At 66.8% G+C, this 15,907-nt stretch carries 15 protein-coding genes; 8 read left to right on the forward strand and 7 right to left on the reverse strand.

Annotated features, from left to right (window positions below; translation table 11 throughout):
• Positions 1 to 320: 320 nt before the first annotated feature.
• Positions 321 to 752 carry a CBS domain-containing protein gene (locus AC13F7_RS02105; protein ID WP_123730120.1) on the forward strand — a complete coding sequence of 144 codons (432 nt, stop codon included), beginning with the start codon at positions 321 to 323 and terminating at the stop codon, positions 750 to 752.
• Between the two features lie 62 nt (positions 753 to 814).
• Here the strand turns inward: AC13F7_RS02105 and AC13F7_RS02110 are convergent, their stop codons facing one another.
• From AC13F7_RS02110 to AC13F7_RS02120, 3 genes are all read right to left on the reverse strand, one after another.
• Positions 815 to 2,269: a UdgX family uracil-DNA binding protein gene (locus tag AC13F7_RS02110; RefSeq protein WP_482999094.1), complete on the reverse strand. Its 1,455-nt coding sequence runs from the start codon at positions 2,267 to 2,269 to the stop codon at positions 815 to 817.
• Between the two features lies 1 nt (position 2,270).
• A complete protein-coding gene (locus tag AC13F7_RS02115) occupies positions 2,271 to 3,572 on the reverse strand; it encodes a putative DNA modification/repair radical SAM protein (RefSeq protein ID WP_482999095.1) in 1,302 nt (433 codons plus the stop codon).
• A 74-nt stretch (positions 3,573 to 3,646) separates the two neighbouring features.
• On the reverse strand, positions 3,647 to 4,081 hold the full coding sequence (locus tag AC13F7_RS02120; protein WP_482999096.1) for a VOC family protein: 435 nt from the start codon (positions 4,079 to 4,081) through the stop codon (positions 3,647 to 3,649).
• A 184-nt stretch (positions 4,082 to 4,265) separates the two neighbouring features.
• Between AC13F7_RS02120 and AC13F7_RS02125 the strand changes: the two genes are divergently transcribed.
• A complete protein-coding gene (locus AC13F7_RS02125; protein ID WP_482999097.1) occupies positions 4,266 to 4,628 on the forward strand; it encodes a hypothetical protein in 363 nt (120 codons plus the stop codon).
• Positions 4,629 to 4,676: 48 nt separating this feature from the next.
• On the opposite strand, the gene gloA is transcribed toward AC13F7_RS02125, so the two are convergent.
• Positions 4,677 to 5,204 carry a lactoylglutathione lyase gene (gloA, locus tag AC13F7_RS02130; RefSeq protein ID WP_482999098.1) on the reverse strand — a complete coding sequence of 176 codons (528 nt, stop codon included), beginning with the start codon at positions 5,202 to 5,204 and terminating at the stop codon, positions 4,677 to 4,679.
• A gap of 109 nt (positions 5,205 to 5,313) precedes the next feature.
• Here gloA and AC13F7_RS02135 point away from each other — a divergent pair, with 109 nt between their 5' ends.
• Positions 5,314 to 6,426 (forward strand): PLP-dependent cysteine synthase family protein, encoded by a 1,113-nt coding sequence (locus AC13F7_RS02135; protein ID WP_481469544.1) that lies wholly within the window; start codon positions 5,314 to 5,316, stop codon positions 6,424 to 6,426.
• 118 nt (positions 6,427 to 6,544) lie between these two features.
• Positions 6,545 to 8,578 (forward strand): M3 family metallopeptidase, encoded by a 2,034-nt coding sequence (locus tag AC13F7_RS02140; RefSeq protein ID WP_482999099.1) that lies wholly within the window; start codon positions 6,545 to 6,547, stop codon positions 8,576 to 8,578.
• 40 nt (positions 8,579 to 8,618) lie between these two features.
• Here AC13F7_RS02140 and AC13F7_RS02145 read toward each other — a convergent pair whose 3' ends face one another.
• Entirely contained in the window at positions 8,619 to 9,419 is an 801-nt protein-coding gene (locus tag AC13F7_RS02145) for an SDR family oxidoreductase (RefSeq protein WP_482999100.1), read from the reverse strand.
• Positions 9,410 to 9,988 carry a DUF1415 domain-containing protein gene (locus AC13F7_RS02150; protein WP_482999101.1) on the reverse strand — a complete coding sequence of 193 codons (579 nt, stop codon included), beginning with the start codon at positions 9,986 to 9,988 and terminating at the stop codon, positions 9,410 to 9,412. The genes AC13F7_RS02145 and AC13F7_RS02150 overlap by 10 nt, the downstream gene beginning before the upstream one ends.
• A gap of 210 nt (positions 9,989 to 10,198) precedes the next feature.
• Between AC13F7_RS02150 and AC13F7_RS02155 the strand changes: the two genes are divergently transcribed.
• The 3 genes from AC13F7_RS02155 (at position 10,199) to AC13F7_RS02165 (ending at position 13,993) form a co-directional block, all read left to right on the forward strand.
• Positions 10,199 to 11,662: a benzaldehyde dehydrogenase gene (locus tag AC13F7_RS02155; protein ID WP_482999102.1), complete on the forward strand. Its 1,464-nt coding sequence runs from the start codon at positions 10,199 to 10,201 to the stop codon at positions 11,660 to 11,662.
• Positions 11,663 to 11,676: 14 nt separating this feature from the next.
• The gene (locus AC13F7_RS02160; protein ID WP_481469551.1) at positions 11,677 to 12,804 is read left to right on the forward strand and encodes an NAD(P)-dependent alcohol dehydrogenase; all 1,128 of its coding nucleotides are present in this window, start codon (positions 11,677 to 11,679) and stop codon (positions 12,802 to 12,804) included.
• A gap of 88 nt (positions 12,805 to 12,892) precedes the next feature.
• Positions 12,893 to 13,993: a helix-turn-helix domain-containing protein gene (locus AC13F7_RS02165; protein WP_482999103.1), complete on the forward strand. Its 1,101-nt coding sequence runs from the start codon at positions 12,893 to 12,895 to the stop codon at positions 13,991 to 13,993.
• A 344-nt stretch (positions 13,994 to 14,337) separates the two neighbouring features.
• Here AC13F7_RS02165 and AC13F7_RS02170 read toward each other — a convergent pair whose 3' ends face one another.
• Positions 14,338 to 14,820: a YajQ family cyclic di-GMP-binding protein gene (locus AC13F7_RS02170; protein WP_123730133.1), complete on the reverse strand. Its 483-nt coding sequence runs from the start codon at positions 14,818 to 14,820 to the stop codon at positions 14,338 to 14,340.
• A 79-nt stretch (positions 14,821 to 14,899) separates the two neighbouring features.
• On the opposite strand from AC13F7_RS02170, the gene AC13F7_RS02175 reads away from it, so the two are divergent.
• The gene (locus tag AC13F7_RS02175; RefSeq protein ID WP_353085690.1) at positions 14,900 to 15,796 is read left to right on the forward strand and encodes a DMT family transporter; all 897 of its coding nucleotides are present in this window, start codon (positions 14,900 to 14,902) and stop codon (positions 15,794 to 15,796) included.
• The last annotated feature ends 111 nt before the right edge of the window (positions 15,797 to 15,907 follow it).

The raw sequence follows: 15,907 nt of genomic DNA on the forward strand, positions 1-15,907 counted from the left end.
AGAGATAGGAGACGTCTCGCGGATGGTTACGTGGACGGGGCGGGTAACGTATCCGCGAAGCTGCCCTCTGGGGTGCTCCTCCCGGCCGCGTACACCGGAACTTTAGTCTCACCCCGCGGAGGCGTTCAGCGACGGTTTTAACGACGGTGCCATTCTCAGGGTCGTGCACCGCGTTCCACGACGAACCGTCCCAGATTTGCAAACTCCTGGGCCCGGGTGCGGTCGTAGAATCGAGTGACCGAGGCACGGCGGTATCACTGTCGACCTCGCTGCAATCAGGCGCATCTCTCGACTTCAGTACCCTGCACCAGGAAACAAGAATGAACGTCCGCGAACTCCTGCAATCCAAAAAAGAAACTATCGTCACCATCGATGTGGAAGACACCATCGGTGCAGCGGCCCACAAGATGAGCGCGCACAAGATCGCTGCCCTTGTGGTCATGAAAGATGATGCGCCGGTGAGGATCATTTCCGAGAAAGACATCGTGCGCACGCTGGCCGACGACGGCCCGCAGGCCGGGCGCCGGGTCATTTCCACGCTGCCGTCGGCAGGGTTGGAAGGCATCGGACCGGACGCTACCCTCAAGCAGGCGATGGCACTGATGACGTACTCGCGTCACCGCCACTTGATGGTGACCGAAGACGCCAAGCTGGTCGGCATCCTGAGCCTGGGCGATATCGTCAAGAATCTGCTCAGCGAGCTGGAACTGGAAAAGGCGGTGCTGCAGGACATCTACATGGCGGCGCACTGACACTGCCCGTGTCCTGCTGACGAGTAACGCCGGCTGCCGGCCCGCAATCCCGCCCTGGAGAATCAACGCCGGCCGTCAAGGCCGGTGAGCTGCTGAAGGTCCGACAGCAGCAGCCGATAGGCTGCCTGCTGTGGCTCACCTGCCGGCTGCCGCAACACCCACGATGGATGCACCGTAGCGAAGGCACGGGTGCCGTCCTCCAGTGAGTGCCAGAGTCCGTGGTTCGCCATCAGGTTGAACCCGGCGCCGAATACGGCGGTGGCTGCACTCGCCCCCAGGCAGACGATCACCTGCGGTCGCACGTTCTCGATCTCGCCCATCAGCCACGGCCGGCACGCGTTGATGTGGGTGATCTGCGGCTTGCTGTGAATGCGACGTTTGCCGCGCCGTTCGAAGCGGAAGTGCTTGACCGCGTTGGTCAGGTAGAGCGCGCGGCGATCAATGCCAAGCTCGCGCAGGGCGCGATCCAGCAGCTGTCCGGCGGGACCGACGAACGGGTGCCCGCTGAGGTCCTCGCTGTCGCCAGGCTGCTCGCCGACCAGCATGATCCGTGCGTCGTGCGGGCCTTCGCCGAACACGGTCTGCGTGGCCGGCTCCCACAGCGGGCAGCGGCGGCACGCAGCGGCGGCATCGCGCAGGGCATCCAGCGTGGCAGGTGGGGTATCCGTCACTGGCGGGGCCGGTGAGGCGATGGCCTCGGGGATACGCCGTCGCGGGACCTGTGCTTCACGGTCGTGCATCTCCTGCACCCGGTCACCGGCATCGCGGACCAGCTGTGGCAGCAACGACGCTTCGGGCAGGTGCTTCCAGTACTTGGCGGGCATCTCCTGCTGCATCATCCGCGTGTTGAGCCGCGCCGGATTGAAGATGTTGGCGTAGTAGGTGCGCCACAGTTCTTCGCGCGCATCCTCCACGGGCGCATCGCTCTGATGGCCACCCGGACCAAACGACAGCGCCTGCCCATCCCAGTGCACGCTGCGGTACGGCGTCAGGATCGCCCAGCGCATGCCGGCGAAGCGCCGCGCGAAGAACGGCGCCACGCGGTCCACGATCTGGTGGTCCGGTTCGAACCAGGCAATGAAGGCATCCTGCTCACCGGGTACCTCACGGAAGCGGACGAAGGCCTTCATCTTGTGGGAGTCGCGTCGTACCGCCTGGCTCAGGGCCATGGCGCGCAGCACGTCAGGATCGGCGGGGTTGGACAGCAGGCTGCGCTCGCCATGGGTGATGCGCCACAGCATCCGATAGAGCAGCGACATCCGTTGCGGATCGCGATGGCACAGGCAGATGGCGGCCAGCTCGACAAACACCTTGGAGACATACCTCTGCGGCTCGGCCGGTGGCGTGCGGCCATCGTCCAGCGAGGTCAGTGACGGGGCATCAAGCAATGAAGCCCCCTGATCCTGCAGCCAGTCCAGCTGATCCGGTGGCACCGCATGGCGCAGGGCCAGGCGGGCGGCGGCGCGCCATGCATCCAACGACCACGCCGGCTCGACACGCACACTCCAGCGCGACATGTCAGTGGGCGGCAGCGTCGGGGAACAACGCGCCCTGTCGCGGCGGTGGCGCCAGCCGCGCCCGCAGCGCTGCCGGATCATCCAGTGCTCGCCGCGGATGATGGTCGGCCAACTGCACGAACGGCAGCAGCTTGCTCATCGGTGCACGCAGGCGGGCCACATCGGCCACGCGCAGGCGTCCATGGCGTCGCGCCATCAGCACCCGCTTGACGTTGCGCACGCCGAGCCCGGGCACGCGCAGCAGCAGCTCCTTGGGCGCGATGTTGAGATCGACCGGGAAGCGCTCCGGGTGACGGATCGCCCAGGCCATCTTCGGGTCGATGTCCAGGTCCAGCATGCCGCCCTGGGTGGTATCGGTGATTTCCTCCACGCCATACCCGTAGAAGCGCAGCAGCCAGTCGGCCTGGTAGAGGCGATGCTCGCGTGCCAGCGGTGGCGCCTGCAGGGGCAGCGCCTTGCTGGCGTCGGGAATGGGGCTGAAGGCAGAGTAGTAGACGCGGCGCATCCGATAATTGCCGTACAGATTGTCGGCCGCGCTGAGGATCTGATTGTCGCTGGCGCCGTCCGCGCCGACGATCATCTGGGTGCTCTGCCCGGCAGGCGCGAAACGGGGTGCGCGAGCACGCCGCCCGCGCGGGGCCGGTGACGGTGCAGCGACCGCATGGCCGCCTGGAGGATCGGACTTGCGCGCCTCCTTGGCTTCCTCGATCTGCCAGCGCAGCTCACCCATGGCGCCCCGGATCGACGGCAGTGATTTCTCCGGCGCGAAACTGGCCAGCCCGGCCTCGGTGGGCAGCTCGATGTTGATCGACAGCCGATCGGCATGGCGCCCGGCGGCGGCAAGCAGTTCCGGCGATGCTTCGGGAATGGTCTTGAGGTGGATGTATCCGGCGAACCGGTGTTCCTCGCGCAGCACCCGGGCCACTTCCACCATCCGTTCCATGGTGTAGTCGGCGTTGCGGATGATGCCGCTGGAGAGGAACAGGCCTTCGATGTAGTTGCGCTTGTAGAAATCCATCGTCAGCGCGACCACTTCGTCCACGCTGAAGCGTGCCCGCTGCACGTTGCTCGACACGCGGTTGACGCAGTACGCGCAGTCGTAGATGCAGAAGTTGGTCAGCAGGATTTTCAGCAGCGACACACACCGGCCGTCGGGCGTGTAGCTGTGGCAGATGCCCATGCCCTCGGTGCTGCCGATGCCTCCGGACGTACGCGAATCGCGCTTGCCCGCGCCGCTGGAGGCGCAGGACGCATCGTATTTCGCGGCATCGGCAAGGATGGCCAGTTTGCGGATCGTCTCCATGGAACGACCGTACCGGGCCGCGGTCTCATCCAGTGAGACGGGTCTGCCCATGCCTGAAGAATTCAGATTCCAGCTCAGCCGTCGAAGGTCACCTTCACCGATTCGGCGCTGTACGTCGCCGGCCCATGGAACACCACCTCGATGTTGTTGCCATCCGGATCCAGCGCGAAGGCCGCGTAGTACCCCGGATGGTAAGGGCGTTCGCCCGGCGCACCGTTGTCCTTGCCGCCGTTGGCCAAGGCGGCCTGGTGGAAGGCGTCCACGGTCGCGCGGTCGCGGGCCTGGAAGGCGAGATGATGGCGGCCGGTGAGTTGGCCCAGTGCGGCTTCACTGTCCGCCGTGGAAATGAACAGCTCGTCGGCCCAGAAATAGGTGTCGCCTTCACCGGCAATCGGGATGCCGATCGTGTCGAGCACGGCCTTGTAGAAGCGGCGGCTGGCGGCAAGATCCTTGACCACCAGCTGCAGGTGATCGATCAGCCGGCCGCGGTGCAGTTCCATCGTTTCCATACCGGCTCCGTTGGGTGGGTGGGATGGGGCGCAGATATACCACTGGAGGGTGCCTGCAGCTTTGTCGCTGTGTCGACCTTGCTGACCACGCGCGGAGACCTGTCGGCCGCGGCCCTTCCGTCGACCCGCGCGCTGACCTACGCTGCGCACTGGCGTCATGGACGCGCGGGCGGAGGACGGATCGATGCTGTGGATGGTGATGATGGCCCAGGCGGTCGCAGGCGACGCCGGCTATGAACAGGTGCGCGCACTGGCGCAGCGCGATGAAGCCAGCCTGGCGCCGGCGGCGTACACGCAGATGCTGGACAGCATGAGCCGGGTGGGCGGCGAGAGTTTCGCGCGGTGCATGCCGACCCCCGCGCCGAAGACGCTGGCCCCGTTCACCGTGGTGCTGCAGCTGGATGCACAGGGCAAGGTAGTGCGGACCTGGCGCGAAGGCGACGAAACGGTCGCTCGCTGTGTCGATGCGGGGTTTGCTGGAAAAACACTGTTTGTGCCGCCGAAAGCGCCGTTCCATGCGGCCTTCGAGTTCCAGGTCCCGCCATGACGTCCACGACGCGCCGGTACGCGCCGGCGCGTCGCGGAGAGGCAGGGGTCAGGCGATCGGGGTGTTGGAGATGATCTCCACCCAGTAGCCATCCGGATCCTTGATGAAGGCCAGGTGCTTCATGCGGCCGTCTTCCAGGCGCTTCTGATAGGGCACCTGCAGCGCATCGAAACGCTTGCAGGCGGCCTGGATGTCCGGCACAGACACGCAGATGTGGCCGAAGCCGCGCGGATCGCTGTTGCCGTCGTGATAGACCGCGCCGGCCTGGGTTTCAGTGCCGTGGTTGTGGGTCAGCTCCAGCACGCCGGGAATCCCGGCCATCCACACGCGGCGGCCCTCGTCGCCCTCCGGGATCTGCGTGCCGGCCGGCAGCAGGGCCAGGAAGTACAGGCTGAATTCGGCGTCGGGGAAGTGGCGCAGATCGATCAGGCGGAAGCCGAGCACGTCGGTGTAGAACGCCAGCGAGGCGGCGGCATCCTTCACGCGCAGCATGGTGTGGTTGAACACAAAACCGGTGGTTTCGGCCGGCGGCTGGGCGGCGACACCGGGCTGGTTCTGGAAGGCGGCGAGGCTCATGGGGCATCCTGGGGGAGGGCCGCATCGGTGCGGCGGATACGTCATTTTACCGGTCCCGGTCGGGCGGGGTGACGGGTAGAATGGTGTGTCTCCCTGATCAGCGTTCATCATGTCTCAGCGTGAATGGGTGGCGTCCGCCATCCGCAAGATCGAAGCCGATTTCAACCGTTCGGCCGATACCCACCTGATCCCGATGGACCTGCCGGGGTTTGATGGCATCGACCTGTATTTCAAGGACGAATCCAGCCATCCCACCGGCAGCCTGAAGCATCGTCTGGCGCGTTCGCTGTTCCTGTACGCGCTGACCAACGGCTGGCTGCGTGAAGGCCGCCCGGTGATCGAAGCCTCCAGTGGCTCCACGGCGGTGTCCGAAGCCTATTTCGCCCGGTTGCTGGGCCTGCCCTTCATCGCGGTGATGCCGGCCACCACCTCGCCCGAGAAAATCGCGGCGATCGAGTTCCACGGCGGCCGCTGCCACCTGGTGGAGCGCGCCTGCGACCTCAACTGCGATTCCGAAGCGTTGGCCCGCGAGACCGGTGGCCACTTCATGGACCAGTTCACCTACGCCGAGCGCGCCACCGACTGGCGCGCGAACAACAACATCGCCGAATCGATCTTCAAGCAGATGGCCGAGGAGCCGCATCCGGTGCCGGAGTGGATCGTGTGCAGCCCGGGTACCGGCGGCACCGCCGCCACGCTGGGCCGCTACGTGAGCTACCGCCGGCATGACACCCGCATCCTGTGCGCGGACCCGGAAGTGTCGGTGTTCTACGACGGTTACTGCGCCGCACTGGCGGGGCAGCCCTGGCGCGAGTTGACCTGCAGTGGCGGCTCGCGCGTGGAAGGCATCGGCCGGCCGCGGGTGGAATCGAGCTTCATCCCGACCAGCGTCGATGCGATGGTCAAGGTGCCCGATGCGCTCAGTCTGGCCGCAATGCGTCATGTCAGCCGCCAGTTGGGCCGTCGCGTGGGCGGTTCGACGGGCACCAATTTCATCGGCGTGCTGCAGGCCGCGCAATTGATGCGCGATGCCGGCCGCAGCGGCTCGATCGTGACCATTCTGTGCGACAGCGGCGAGCGCTATGCGCACAGCTACTACAACCCCGCGTGGTATCCGAAGCAGGGCATCGATGTGGACGGCGCCGATGCGCTGCTTGCCGCCGCCGTGGCGGGGCAGGGGCTGCCGGTGCTGCCCTGCGTCTCGCTGGAAGCGCTGTACTGAGCGAGGCGCCGGGTCTGGCGTGAACCTGGCCCATCGGCGCACCCCGGGGCCTTGTGTGGGGTGGGGGGCAATGCCATATCGTGGGGTGATGCCGCCGCAGCGGCCCCGTTGTCTGGAGATGCCTGTGACCCCCACCAACCCCCTGCTCGATTTTTCCGGCCTGCCGCGCTTCGATGCGATCCAGCCCGAGCACATCGCCCCGGCCATCGATGCCCTGCTGGCCGAGGCCGAAGCGGCGGTGAAGACCGCCGAGACCGTCACCCCGGTGACCTGGGCGAGCTTCGCCGATCCGCTGGACGATGCCACCGAGCGCCTGTGGCGCGCGTGGGGTCAGGTGGGTCACCTGCAGGCTGTGGTGAATACCCCGGCGCTGCGCGAGGCCTACAACGCGAACCTGCCCAAGGTGACGCGCTTCGGCAGCGCGCTGGGGCAGAACCTTGCGCTCTATCAGCAGTACCGTGCCCTGGCCGCCGCGCCGGAAGCGGCGCAGTACGAGCCGGCACGCCGCAAGGTGCTGGAGAACGCCCTGCGTGATTTCCGCCTGGGCGGTGCTGAACTCGATGACGCTGGCAAGGCGCGCTACAGCGCGATCCGCGAGGAACTTTCCGCGCTCTCGGCGACGTTCTCGCAGAATGTGCTCGATGCGACCGATGCCTGGTCGCTGCACGTGGAAGACCGCGCCGAACTGGCTGGCCTGCCCGACGATGTGATTGCCGCCGCCCGCGTCGCTGCGGAGAAAGACGGCCTGACCGGCTGGAAGCTGACCCTGCAGATGCCGTGCTACATCCCGGTGCAGACCTACGCCGAACATCGTCCGCTGCGTGAGGCGCTGTATCGCGCCAATGCGGTCCGCGCCTCCGAATTCGGCGATGCCACGCTGGACAACAGCGGCAACATCGATCGGGTGCTGGCGCTGCGTGCGGAGCTCGCCGCGCTGCTGGGCTTCGCCAACTACGCCGAGTACTCGATCGCCACCAAGATGGCCGACGATGCGCCGCAGGTGCTGGGCTTCCTGCGCGATCTGGCGGCGCGTGCCAAGCCGTATGCACAGCGCGACCGTGCCGAGCTTGAGGCCTTCGCGCGCGACGAGCTGGGTATGCCCGAGCTGGAGGCGTGGGACCTGGCCTTCGCGGCGGAGAAGCTGAAGCAGGCGCGCTACAGCTATTCAGAGCAGGAGGTGAAGCAGTACTTCACCGAGCCGAAGGTATTGGACGGCCTGTTCAGCGTGATCCGCAGCCTCTACGAGCTGGAGGTGCAGCCGGACAGCGCGCCGGTGTGGCACCCGGACGTGCGCTTCTTCCGGGTGGTCGATGCGCAGGGCGCGCTGGTGGGCCAGTTCTATCTGGACCTGTACGCGCGCGAAGGCAAGCGTGGTGGCGCGTGGATGGACGATTGCCGCAACCGCCGCGAAACCGCCGCCGGTGTGCAGACGCCGCTGGTGTACCTGGTCTGCAACTTCGGCAAGGGCGCCGCGGGGCAACCGGCGACCTTCAGCCACAGCGATGTGACCACGCTGTTCCATGAAATGGGGCATGGCCTGCATCAGTTGCTGACCCGCATCGGTGAGCTCGGCGTGGCCGGCATCAACGGCGTGGAGTGGGACGCGGTGGAGCTGCCGAGCCAGTTCATGGAGAACTTCTGCTGGGAATGGGACCGTGTGCAGGCGATGACCGCACACGTGAGCACGGGTGAGCCGCTGCCGCGTGCACTGTTTGACCGCATGCTGGCCGCACGCAATTTCCAGAGCGGCATGTTCACCGTGCGCCAGCTCGAGTTCGCTCTGTTCGACATGCAGCTGCACAGCGCTTTCGACCCGACCCAGGACAGCATGCAGGCGCTGCTGGAGCGTGTGCGCGATGAGGTGGCGGTCAACCGGCCGCCGGCCTGGAATCGTTTCCCCAATCAGTTCAGCCACATCTTCGCCGGTGGCTATGCGGCGGGCTACTACAGCTACAAGTGGGCCGAGGTGCTGAGCGCTGATGCCTATGCCGCGTTCGAGGAAGCCCCGGACAAGGTGACCGAAACCGGTCAGCGATTCCGCGACGAAGTGTTGTCGCGTGGCGGCAGCCGCAGTGCGGCAGAGAATTTCGCTGCGTTCCGCGGCCGCGCGCCGACCGTGGACGCGCTGCTGCGGCATAACGGCATGGTGTGACCCCGGCACTACCCGGCAGCGTGATCGGACGGCACGTGGCTCAGTCCGCGTAGATCATCTTGCGGGTCATGCCGCCGTCGACGATGTGGTCCTGGCCGGTGATGAAACCGGCCAGGTCCGAAAGCAGGAACACCGCCAGCGCGCCGATGTCCGGCGGCTGGCCAACCCGGCCGACCGGGTGCTGGGCATGATCGCGGCGCGAGAGCTTTGGCGTGCGCCGGCGTGACGGTGCCTGCCAGGCATCGGTGGTGATCCAGCCGGGGCTGATGCTGTTGACCCGCACCGCCGGCCCTTCGCTCAACGCGAGTGCATGGGTGAAGGCGACCAGCCCGCCCTTGGCCGCGGCATAGGCTTCACTGTCCGGTTCGGACTGCCAGGCACGCGTCGAGGCGATGTTGAGGATGGCCCCGGCGTGCTCGCGCAGGGCGGGCAGGGCGTGTTTGCTGCACAGGAAGGCGCCATGCAGGCTGGAGAGGCGGCGTTGCCACTCGGCCAGCGGCATCTGCGCCAAGGGCGTGCCATGGGCACTGGCGATGCCGGCATTGTTGACCAGGCCATCCAGGCGCCCGAAGCGCTTCATCGTCGCTTTCATCAGCGCCTGCACACTGCGCTCGCTGGCCACGTCCGCGCGCTGGAACGCCGCGCGCTCCGGCAGCGCCCACTCCTTCAGACAGGCCTTGCCAGCATCGGCATCCAGGTCGGCGATCATCACACTGCCGCCGGCGCCGAGCACCGACTGGGCGATGCCACGGCCCACTCCCTGCGCACCGCCGGTGATCACCACCACGCGATCGCGCAGCGGCTGAGCCGACCAGTTGAGGATGGACGGGGTCAGTGACACGGCGGCATGTCGTTGCGGCCCAGCAGGCGCGTCCAGCCTTCGATGCCGAGCTTGTCCAGGGTTTCGATGTTGCGCTCCACGATCACGTCCGGATCCGGGAACGCGGCGACCGCACGCTCCACGCTGTCTTCGCGCAGCAGGTGCAGGGTCGGGTAGGGCGCACGGTTGGTGTAGTTGCTCACGTCATCCGGCGCCGCGCCGGCGAACTGGTACTGCGGATGGAAGCTGGCTACCTGCAGGATGCCCTGCAGATCCAGTGCTTCGATCGCCGCATCGGCGTTGTCGAGGAAATCGTTGTAATCCAGGAAATCGGCCAGCACGTCCGGATGCACGATCAACGTGGTGTCGATCTGTTCGGCCGGCGTATCGCGCAGCAGGATCAGCTCTTCGGCCAGTTCCTCCACCAGCGCTTCCGGCGTGGTCGCATCGCTGAGCACGAAGCGCACCTGGTCCTTCACGTACACCGCTTTGGCGAACGGGCACAGGTTCAGGCCGATGACGATCTGCTCCAGCCATTTCCGGGTCTCGGCAATGGGGTCGTGGGTGGCAGTGAGGGACGCATCGTTCATGGCGGGCGGTGTCGCTGGCTGGGCTGTTGATTGTACGGCGCGGCGGTGAAGCGGGCAGGTGATCGGCTCCACTGTCCATTAACTGGACACCGGCCATGCTGATAAACCCTTATCCGGCAATCACTTGCATTAATCGGGCCAGCGGCCAATAGCCAGTGGCCCGTGGCAGGTATCCAATGGCCGGGTACACGACGCAAGGAGTTATCCGCGATGGCAACACATGCATTCCTGCCGACGGCCACGTGGTCCGGCAAGCTTTTCGACGGTCAGTGGACCTCGGGTGCCGGCACCCAGGACGTGGTCGAACCCGCCACCGGCGAGCGGCTCGGTGAGATCGCGATGGCCGACCCCGCGCAGATCGCGCGTGCGGCCGCCGCCGCCGCCAAGGCACAGCGCGACTGGGCCAGCGCCCCGTATGACACCCGCGCGCAGGTCCTGCGCCGCGCCGCGCAGTTGGCCGAAGAGCACAACGACGAGATCGTGCAGTGGCTGGTCCGCGAAAGTGGCTCCACCCAGCTCAAGGCCGGCTTCGAGGCCAAGGTGAACACCAAGGCGCTGCATGAAGCGGCGGCACTGCCCTCGCGCAGCATCGGCGAAGTCCTGCCGTCCGAACCGGGCCGTCTGAATCTGGCGCGCCGCCGACCCCTCGGCGTGGTCGGTGTGATCGCGCCGTTCAATTTTCCGCTGTACCTGGCCATGCGTGCGGTGGCCCCGGCGCTGGCGCTGGGCAACGCAGTGGTGCTCAAGCCCGATCCGCGCACGGCGGTATGCGGTGGCTTCGTGATCGCGCGCCTGTTTGAACTGGCCGGCCTGCCTGCTGGCCTGCTGCATGTGTTGCCGGGAGATGGCGCGGCTGGTGCGGCGCTGACCAGTGACCCGAACATCGCGATGATCCAGTTCACCGGGTCCACCGGGGCCGGGCGCAAGGTGGGCGAAGCGGCCGGCAAGCACCTGAAGAAGGTGTCGCTGGAACTGGGCGGCAAGAACTCGTTGATCGTGCTGGACGATGCCGATATCGATCTGGCCGTCGCCAACACGGCCTGGGGCGTCTATCTGCACCAGGGCCAGATCTGCATGGCCACCGGCCGCGTACTGGTCCAGCGCAGCATCCATGCGCGCTTCCTGGAAAAGCTGGTGGCCAAGGCCAAATCGCTCAAGGTCGGCAATCCGGCCGACGGCGAGGTGGCCATCGGGCCGTTGATCAATGCCCAGCAGCGCGACCACGCCGCGCGCATCGTCGCCGAGGCGCAGGCCGCCGGTGCCACCCTGGCCACCGGCGGTGGCTACAGGGATCTGTTCTTCGAGCCGACCGTGCTCAGCGATGTAAGCCGCGACAACCCGGCCTTCCACGAAGAAATCTTCGCGCCGGTCGCGGTGGTGGTGCCGTTCGATACCGACGATGAGGCGGTCGAGCTGGCCAATGACAGCGAGTACGGCCTGTCGATGGCGATCGTGTCCAGCAACGTCGGCCGCGCGCTGAAGCTTGGCGAACGGCTGCGCACCGGCCTGCTGCACATCAACGACCAGACCGTGAACGATGAGGTGATCAATCCGTTCGGTGGCGTCGGCGCCTCGGGCAATGGCACCAGCATCGGTGGCCCGTCCAACATCGACGAGTTCACCCAATGGCAGTGGATGACCGTCAAGGGCGAAGCGCCCGCGTACCCGATCTGATCCAGGAGACCCTCATGACCGCAACAGCAGAACTGCGCGACATCACCGTGGCCGTGGTGCGCGAAAAAGAACAGCCCTTCACGATCGAGAAGGCGCGCATCCGTGGCCCGCAGGACGATGAGGTGCTGGTCCGCGTGGTCGCCACCGGCCTGTGCCATACCGATCTGATCGTGCGTGACCAGTACTATCCCGTGCCGCTGCCGGCCGTGCTCGGTCATGAAGGCGCGGGCATCGTGGAAGCGCTCGGTCCGGGCGTGAAAGACCTCAAGGTGGGTGACCACGTCGTGCTGACCTACGGCGCCTGCGGCCACTGCAATCCCTGCAGCGGCGGCCACGGCGCCTACTGCAGGGATTTCTTCGGCCTGAACTTCGGTGGCGGTGCGCTGGACGGCTCCACCGCGATCCAGGATCCGGACGGCCACCCGCTGCACGATCATTTCTTCGCGCAGTCTTCCTTCGCTACCTACGCACTGAGCCGCGAAAACAACGCGATCAAGGTGCCTGACGATGCGCCGATCGAACTGCTCGGCCCGCTTGGCTGCGGCATCCAGACCGGCGCCGGAGCGGTGATCAACTCGCTCAAGGTGACCGCCGGCAGCAGCTTTGCCAGCTTCGGTGCCGGCGCGGTCGGGCTGAGCGCGGTAATGGCCGCTCGCGTGGCCGGTGCGACGACCATCATTGCCATCGATGTGGTGCCTTCCCGGCTGGAACTGGCCAAGGAACTGGGTGCCACCCACGTGATCAACAGCCGCGAGGTCGATGTGGTGGAAGCGGTGCGCGGGATCACCGGCGGCGGCGCGAACTTCGCGCTGGAATCCACCGGTCGACCGGAAGTACTCGCACAGGGCATCGAAGCGCTTGGCGGGCTGGGCGTGATCGGCGTGGTGGGCGCGCCGAAGCTGGGCACCAAGGCCGAGTTCGACGTCAACAACCTGCTGCTCGGCGGACGCAGTATCCGCGGCATCGTTGAAGGCGACAGCGTGCCCAAGGTGTTCATCCCGCAGCTGGTGCAGTTGTATCAGCAGGGTCGCTTCCCGTTCGACAAGCTGGTCAAGTTCTACCCGCTGGACCAGATCAACCAGGCCGCCGAGGACAGCACCCGCGGTGTCACCCTCAAGCCGATCCTGACCATCGGCGGGTGAAACGGTCCGTCGCAGGCGTGCATGCCTGCGATGACGTCTCAGTCAGCGTTGCGGGAGTAGGCTGTCGGTCCGAGGTGGAGATCGACCGATGGCCGCGATGGTTCTGGAACAGCAGCAGGTATTGGCCGCCGCCCGTCAGCGTTTCGCCGAGGGCGGCGCGCTGATGGACAGCGTGGTCAGCCCGCCGGTGCAGCGCTCCTGGGAGCGCTCTCGCCAAGCCGGCGTACAGCCCCGGCAGGAGCCGTACTACGCGCCGCTTGCCGCGGCTGCCGCACGCCTCGACGACCCCGCCGACCGCCGCCTCGCACGCTGTGTGCGCGAAGACATGGACCACCTCTGGGCTGCCTTCGGTGGCCGCCAATGGACGCTGTTCTGCGTCAACGCCGACGGCCTGGTCATCGCCCAGCGCGAACACGGCCTGGCCGATGTCCCCGTGCTGCGCCCGATCCAGATCGGCCGGCGCCTTCGCGAGATCGACATCGGCACCACCGCGCCGGCCTGCAGCCTGGCCGAAGACGCGCCTGCCCTGGTGCGCGGCAACGAACATTACCTGGACCGCTTCGCCTCGGTGTTCTGCCTGAGCGTCCCGCTGCATGGATTGGATGGCGAAGTACTGGGCGCACTGGACATCACCGGCACCGGCGAACGCGACGCGGAGCTGCTGCACGGCTACTTCCGCCAAGCCGCGCTGTCGGCCGAGAACCGCCTCATGCAGGACCACCGCCCCTGTCACCTGCTCGCCGTGCAACACGACACCCGCTGGCTGCACTCACCGCTGCAGGGCCTGCTGGCCATCGAAGAAGACGGCCACGTACGCGCCGCCAATCGCGTCGCCCGGCGCCTGTTCGGCCTCCCACGACGCGGCCCCTTGCCGGTCCTCACCCTCGACGGCCTCTTTGCCGGCGCCAGCGCCCACCAGCGTCGCCGCCTGCTGCAGACCGGCCCGGCCCACCGCGTCCGCCTCGATGAGGACACCGCCGTGCACGTGCAGTACCTGCGCGGACCCCTCGCACCGCATGCCAGCGTGAAGCTCGACGCGCCGCGCGCCAACGCCGCAGGTGCATCGCTGCGCATGCACACGACACAGCACGTGCGCGACGCCGTGGCCGCCCATCATGGAAACGTCAGCGCCGCCGCACGCCAGCTCGGCATCTCACGCACGACCCTGTACAAGCTGATTCGCGCGTAGTGACCAGTGCCCGGCGGTACACACGCCGGAAGCCGCATCTTTTCGATCTGCGCAACGAGGTTGCCGGCCAGCGGCCGGCACTACCGCTTTGCTTGCCTATCCGGTGACGCATTGTTTGGGCGGCGGGTAGGGCCAGGCCTTGCCCGGACCATGAGCGGCATGGATGCCGCGACATGAGCCCCCATGGATGGGTTCACCGCCGGGCCGGGCCCGGCCGGGCCCAACCCGACGCAGCCCTCGCCAATGAATCGCCAGCCTTCAGCGATGAACTGCCAGTGCCAAGGCAGCGAAGGCGCACCAGCAATCAATCGCCAGCGCTCTTCGCTACACCCCTTCGGCCAAGATCAATCGCGGAAATTATCAAACTGCAGCGGCACCTCGAACGTCTCCTTCCGCAACAGCGCCATCGCATCCTGCAGATCATCGCGCTTCTTGCCCGTCACCCGCAGCTTGTCGCCATTGATCTGACTGTCCACCTTCAACTTGGCCTCCTTGATCTTCGCCGCGATCTTCTTGGCCACCTTCTGCTCGATCCCCTGCTTGACCGTGATCTTCTGCCGCGCGCCGGCCAGATTCGACTCGATATCACCGAACTCCAGGCACGCCGCATCGATCTTCCGCGCCGTCAAGCGCTGGCGCAGGATGTCCGTCATCTGCTGCAACTGGAAATCGCTCGGTGCGGACTGGCTGATCACGCTGTCTTCCAGCACGTACTTGGCGTCCACCCCCTTGAAATCGAAGCGCGTGGACAGCTCGCGGTTGGCCTGGTCGACCGCATTGGTCAGCTCGTGGGTGTCGACTTCGGAAACGACGTCAAAAGAGGGCATGGGGAGAACTCCAACGGGTGAATGCCCCATTCTAACCAACCCGCCATGGACGGCCCGTCGCCGGCGGCGATAATGGGCCATGAACACCCAACGCTCCCCCTCCCGCGCCGTTGCCTGGATGCTGATGGCCGTGGCCTGCTTCTCGCTGATGGATGCCGGCATGAAGCAGCTGGCCACCAGCTATCCCACCCTGCAGGTCACCTTCCTGCGCGGCGCGGCCTCGCTGCCGTTCGTGCTGGTCTGGGTGCTGGCCACCGCTGGCCCGCGCTCGCTGGTGCCCAGGCGCTGGGTCCTGCACCTGCTGCGCGGCGTGCTCGGCATGGCGATGATCGGCTGCTTCGTGTACGCCCTGCGCAGCCTGCCGCTGTCCACGGCCTACACCATCTACTTCGTTGCCCCGTTGCTGATCGCCGCGCTGTCCGTGCCCCTGCTCGGGGAGAAGGTCGGCCCGCGCCGCTGGATCGCCATCGGCATCGGCCTGGTCGGTGTGCTGGTCGTGCTGCGGCCCGGGGTCGGCGGCTTCATCTCGCTGCCCGGGCTGATGGTTCTGCTGGCCGCGACCGCGTACGCGCTGGCGGCGATCACGGTCAGCATGCTGACCCGCACCGACACCCCTCAGTCCATGGTGGTGTGGTTCCTGGTGATCATGGCCGTCGGCGCGGGTCTACTGGCGATCCCCGACTGGCAGCCGTTGCAACTGGGCCACGCCGCGCTGATCGCCGGCATGGGCCTGGCCGGGGCAGGGGGGCAGGTTGCCCTGACCCGTGCCTTCCAGCTGGGCGAGGCCTCCATGATCGCCCCCCTCGAATACACCGGGCTGGTCTGGGTGATCGGCTGGGATCTGCTGTTCTGGGGCGCGCTGCCCGACTCGGTCACCTGGCTGGGGGCGGCGATCATCGTGGCCTCCGGCCTGTACCTGCTGCACCGCGAGCGGGTCCGCCAGGTGCAGCCGCCCAGGCCACTGGACCATCCCTGAGCGGTTCCGGGCGGCCCATGACGCCGCCTTATAATCAAACGGAATATGATTCGATCCTGCCGCGCGGGCCAGGGCCGTCCTGCGCTGGTAGGCTGCACGCCCCCTCCCGTC

The organism is Stenotrophomonas sp. K-6, assembly GCF_056861555.1.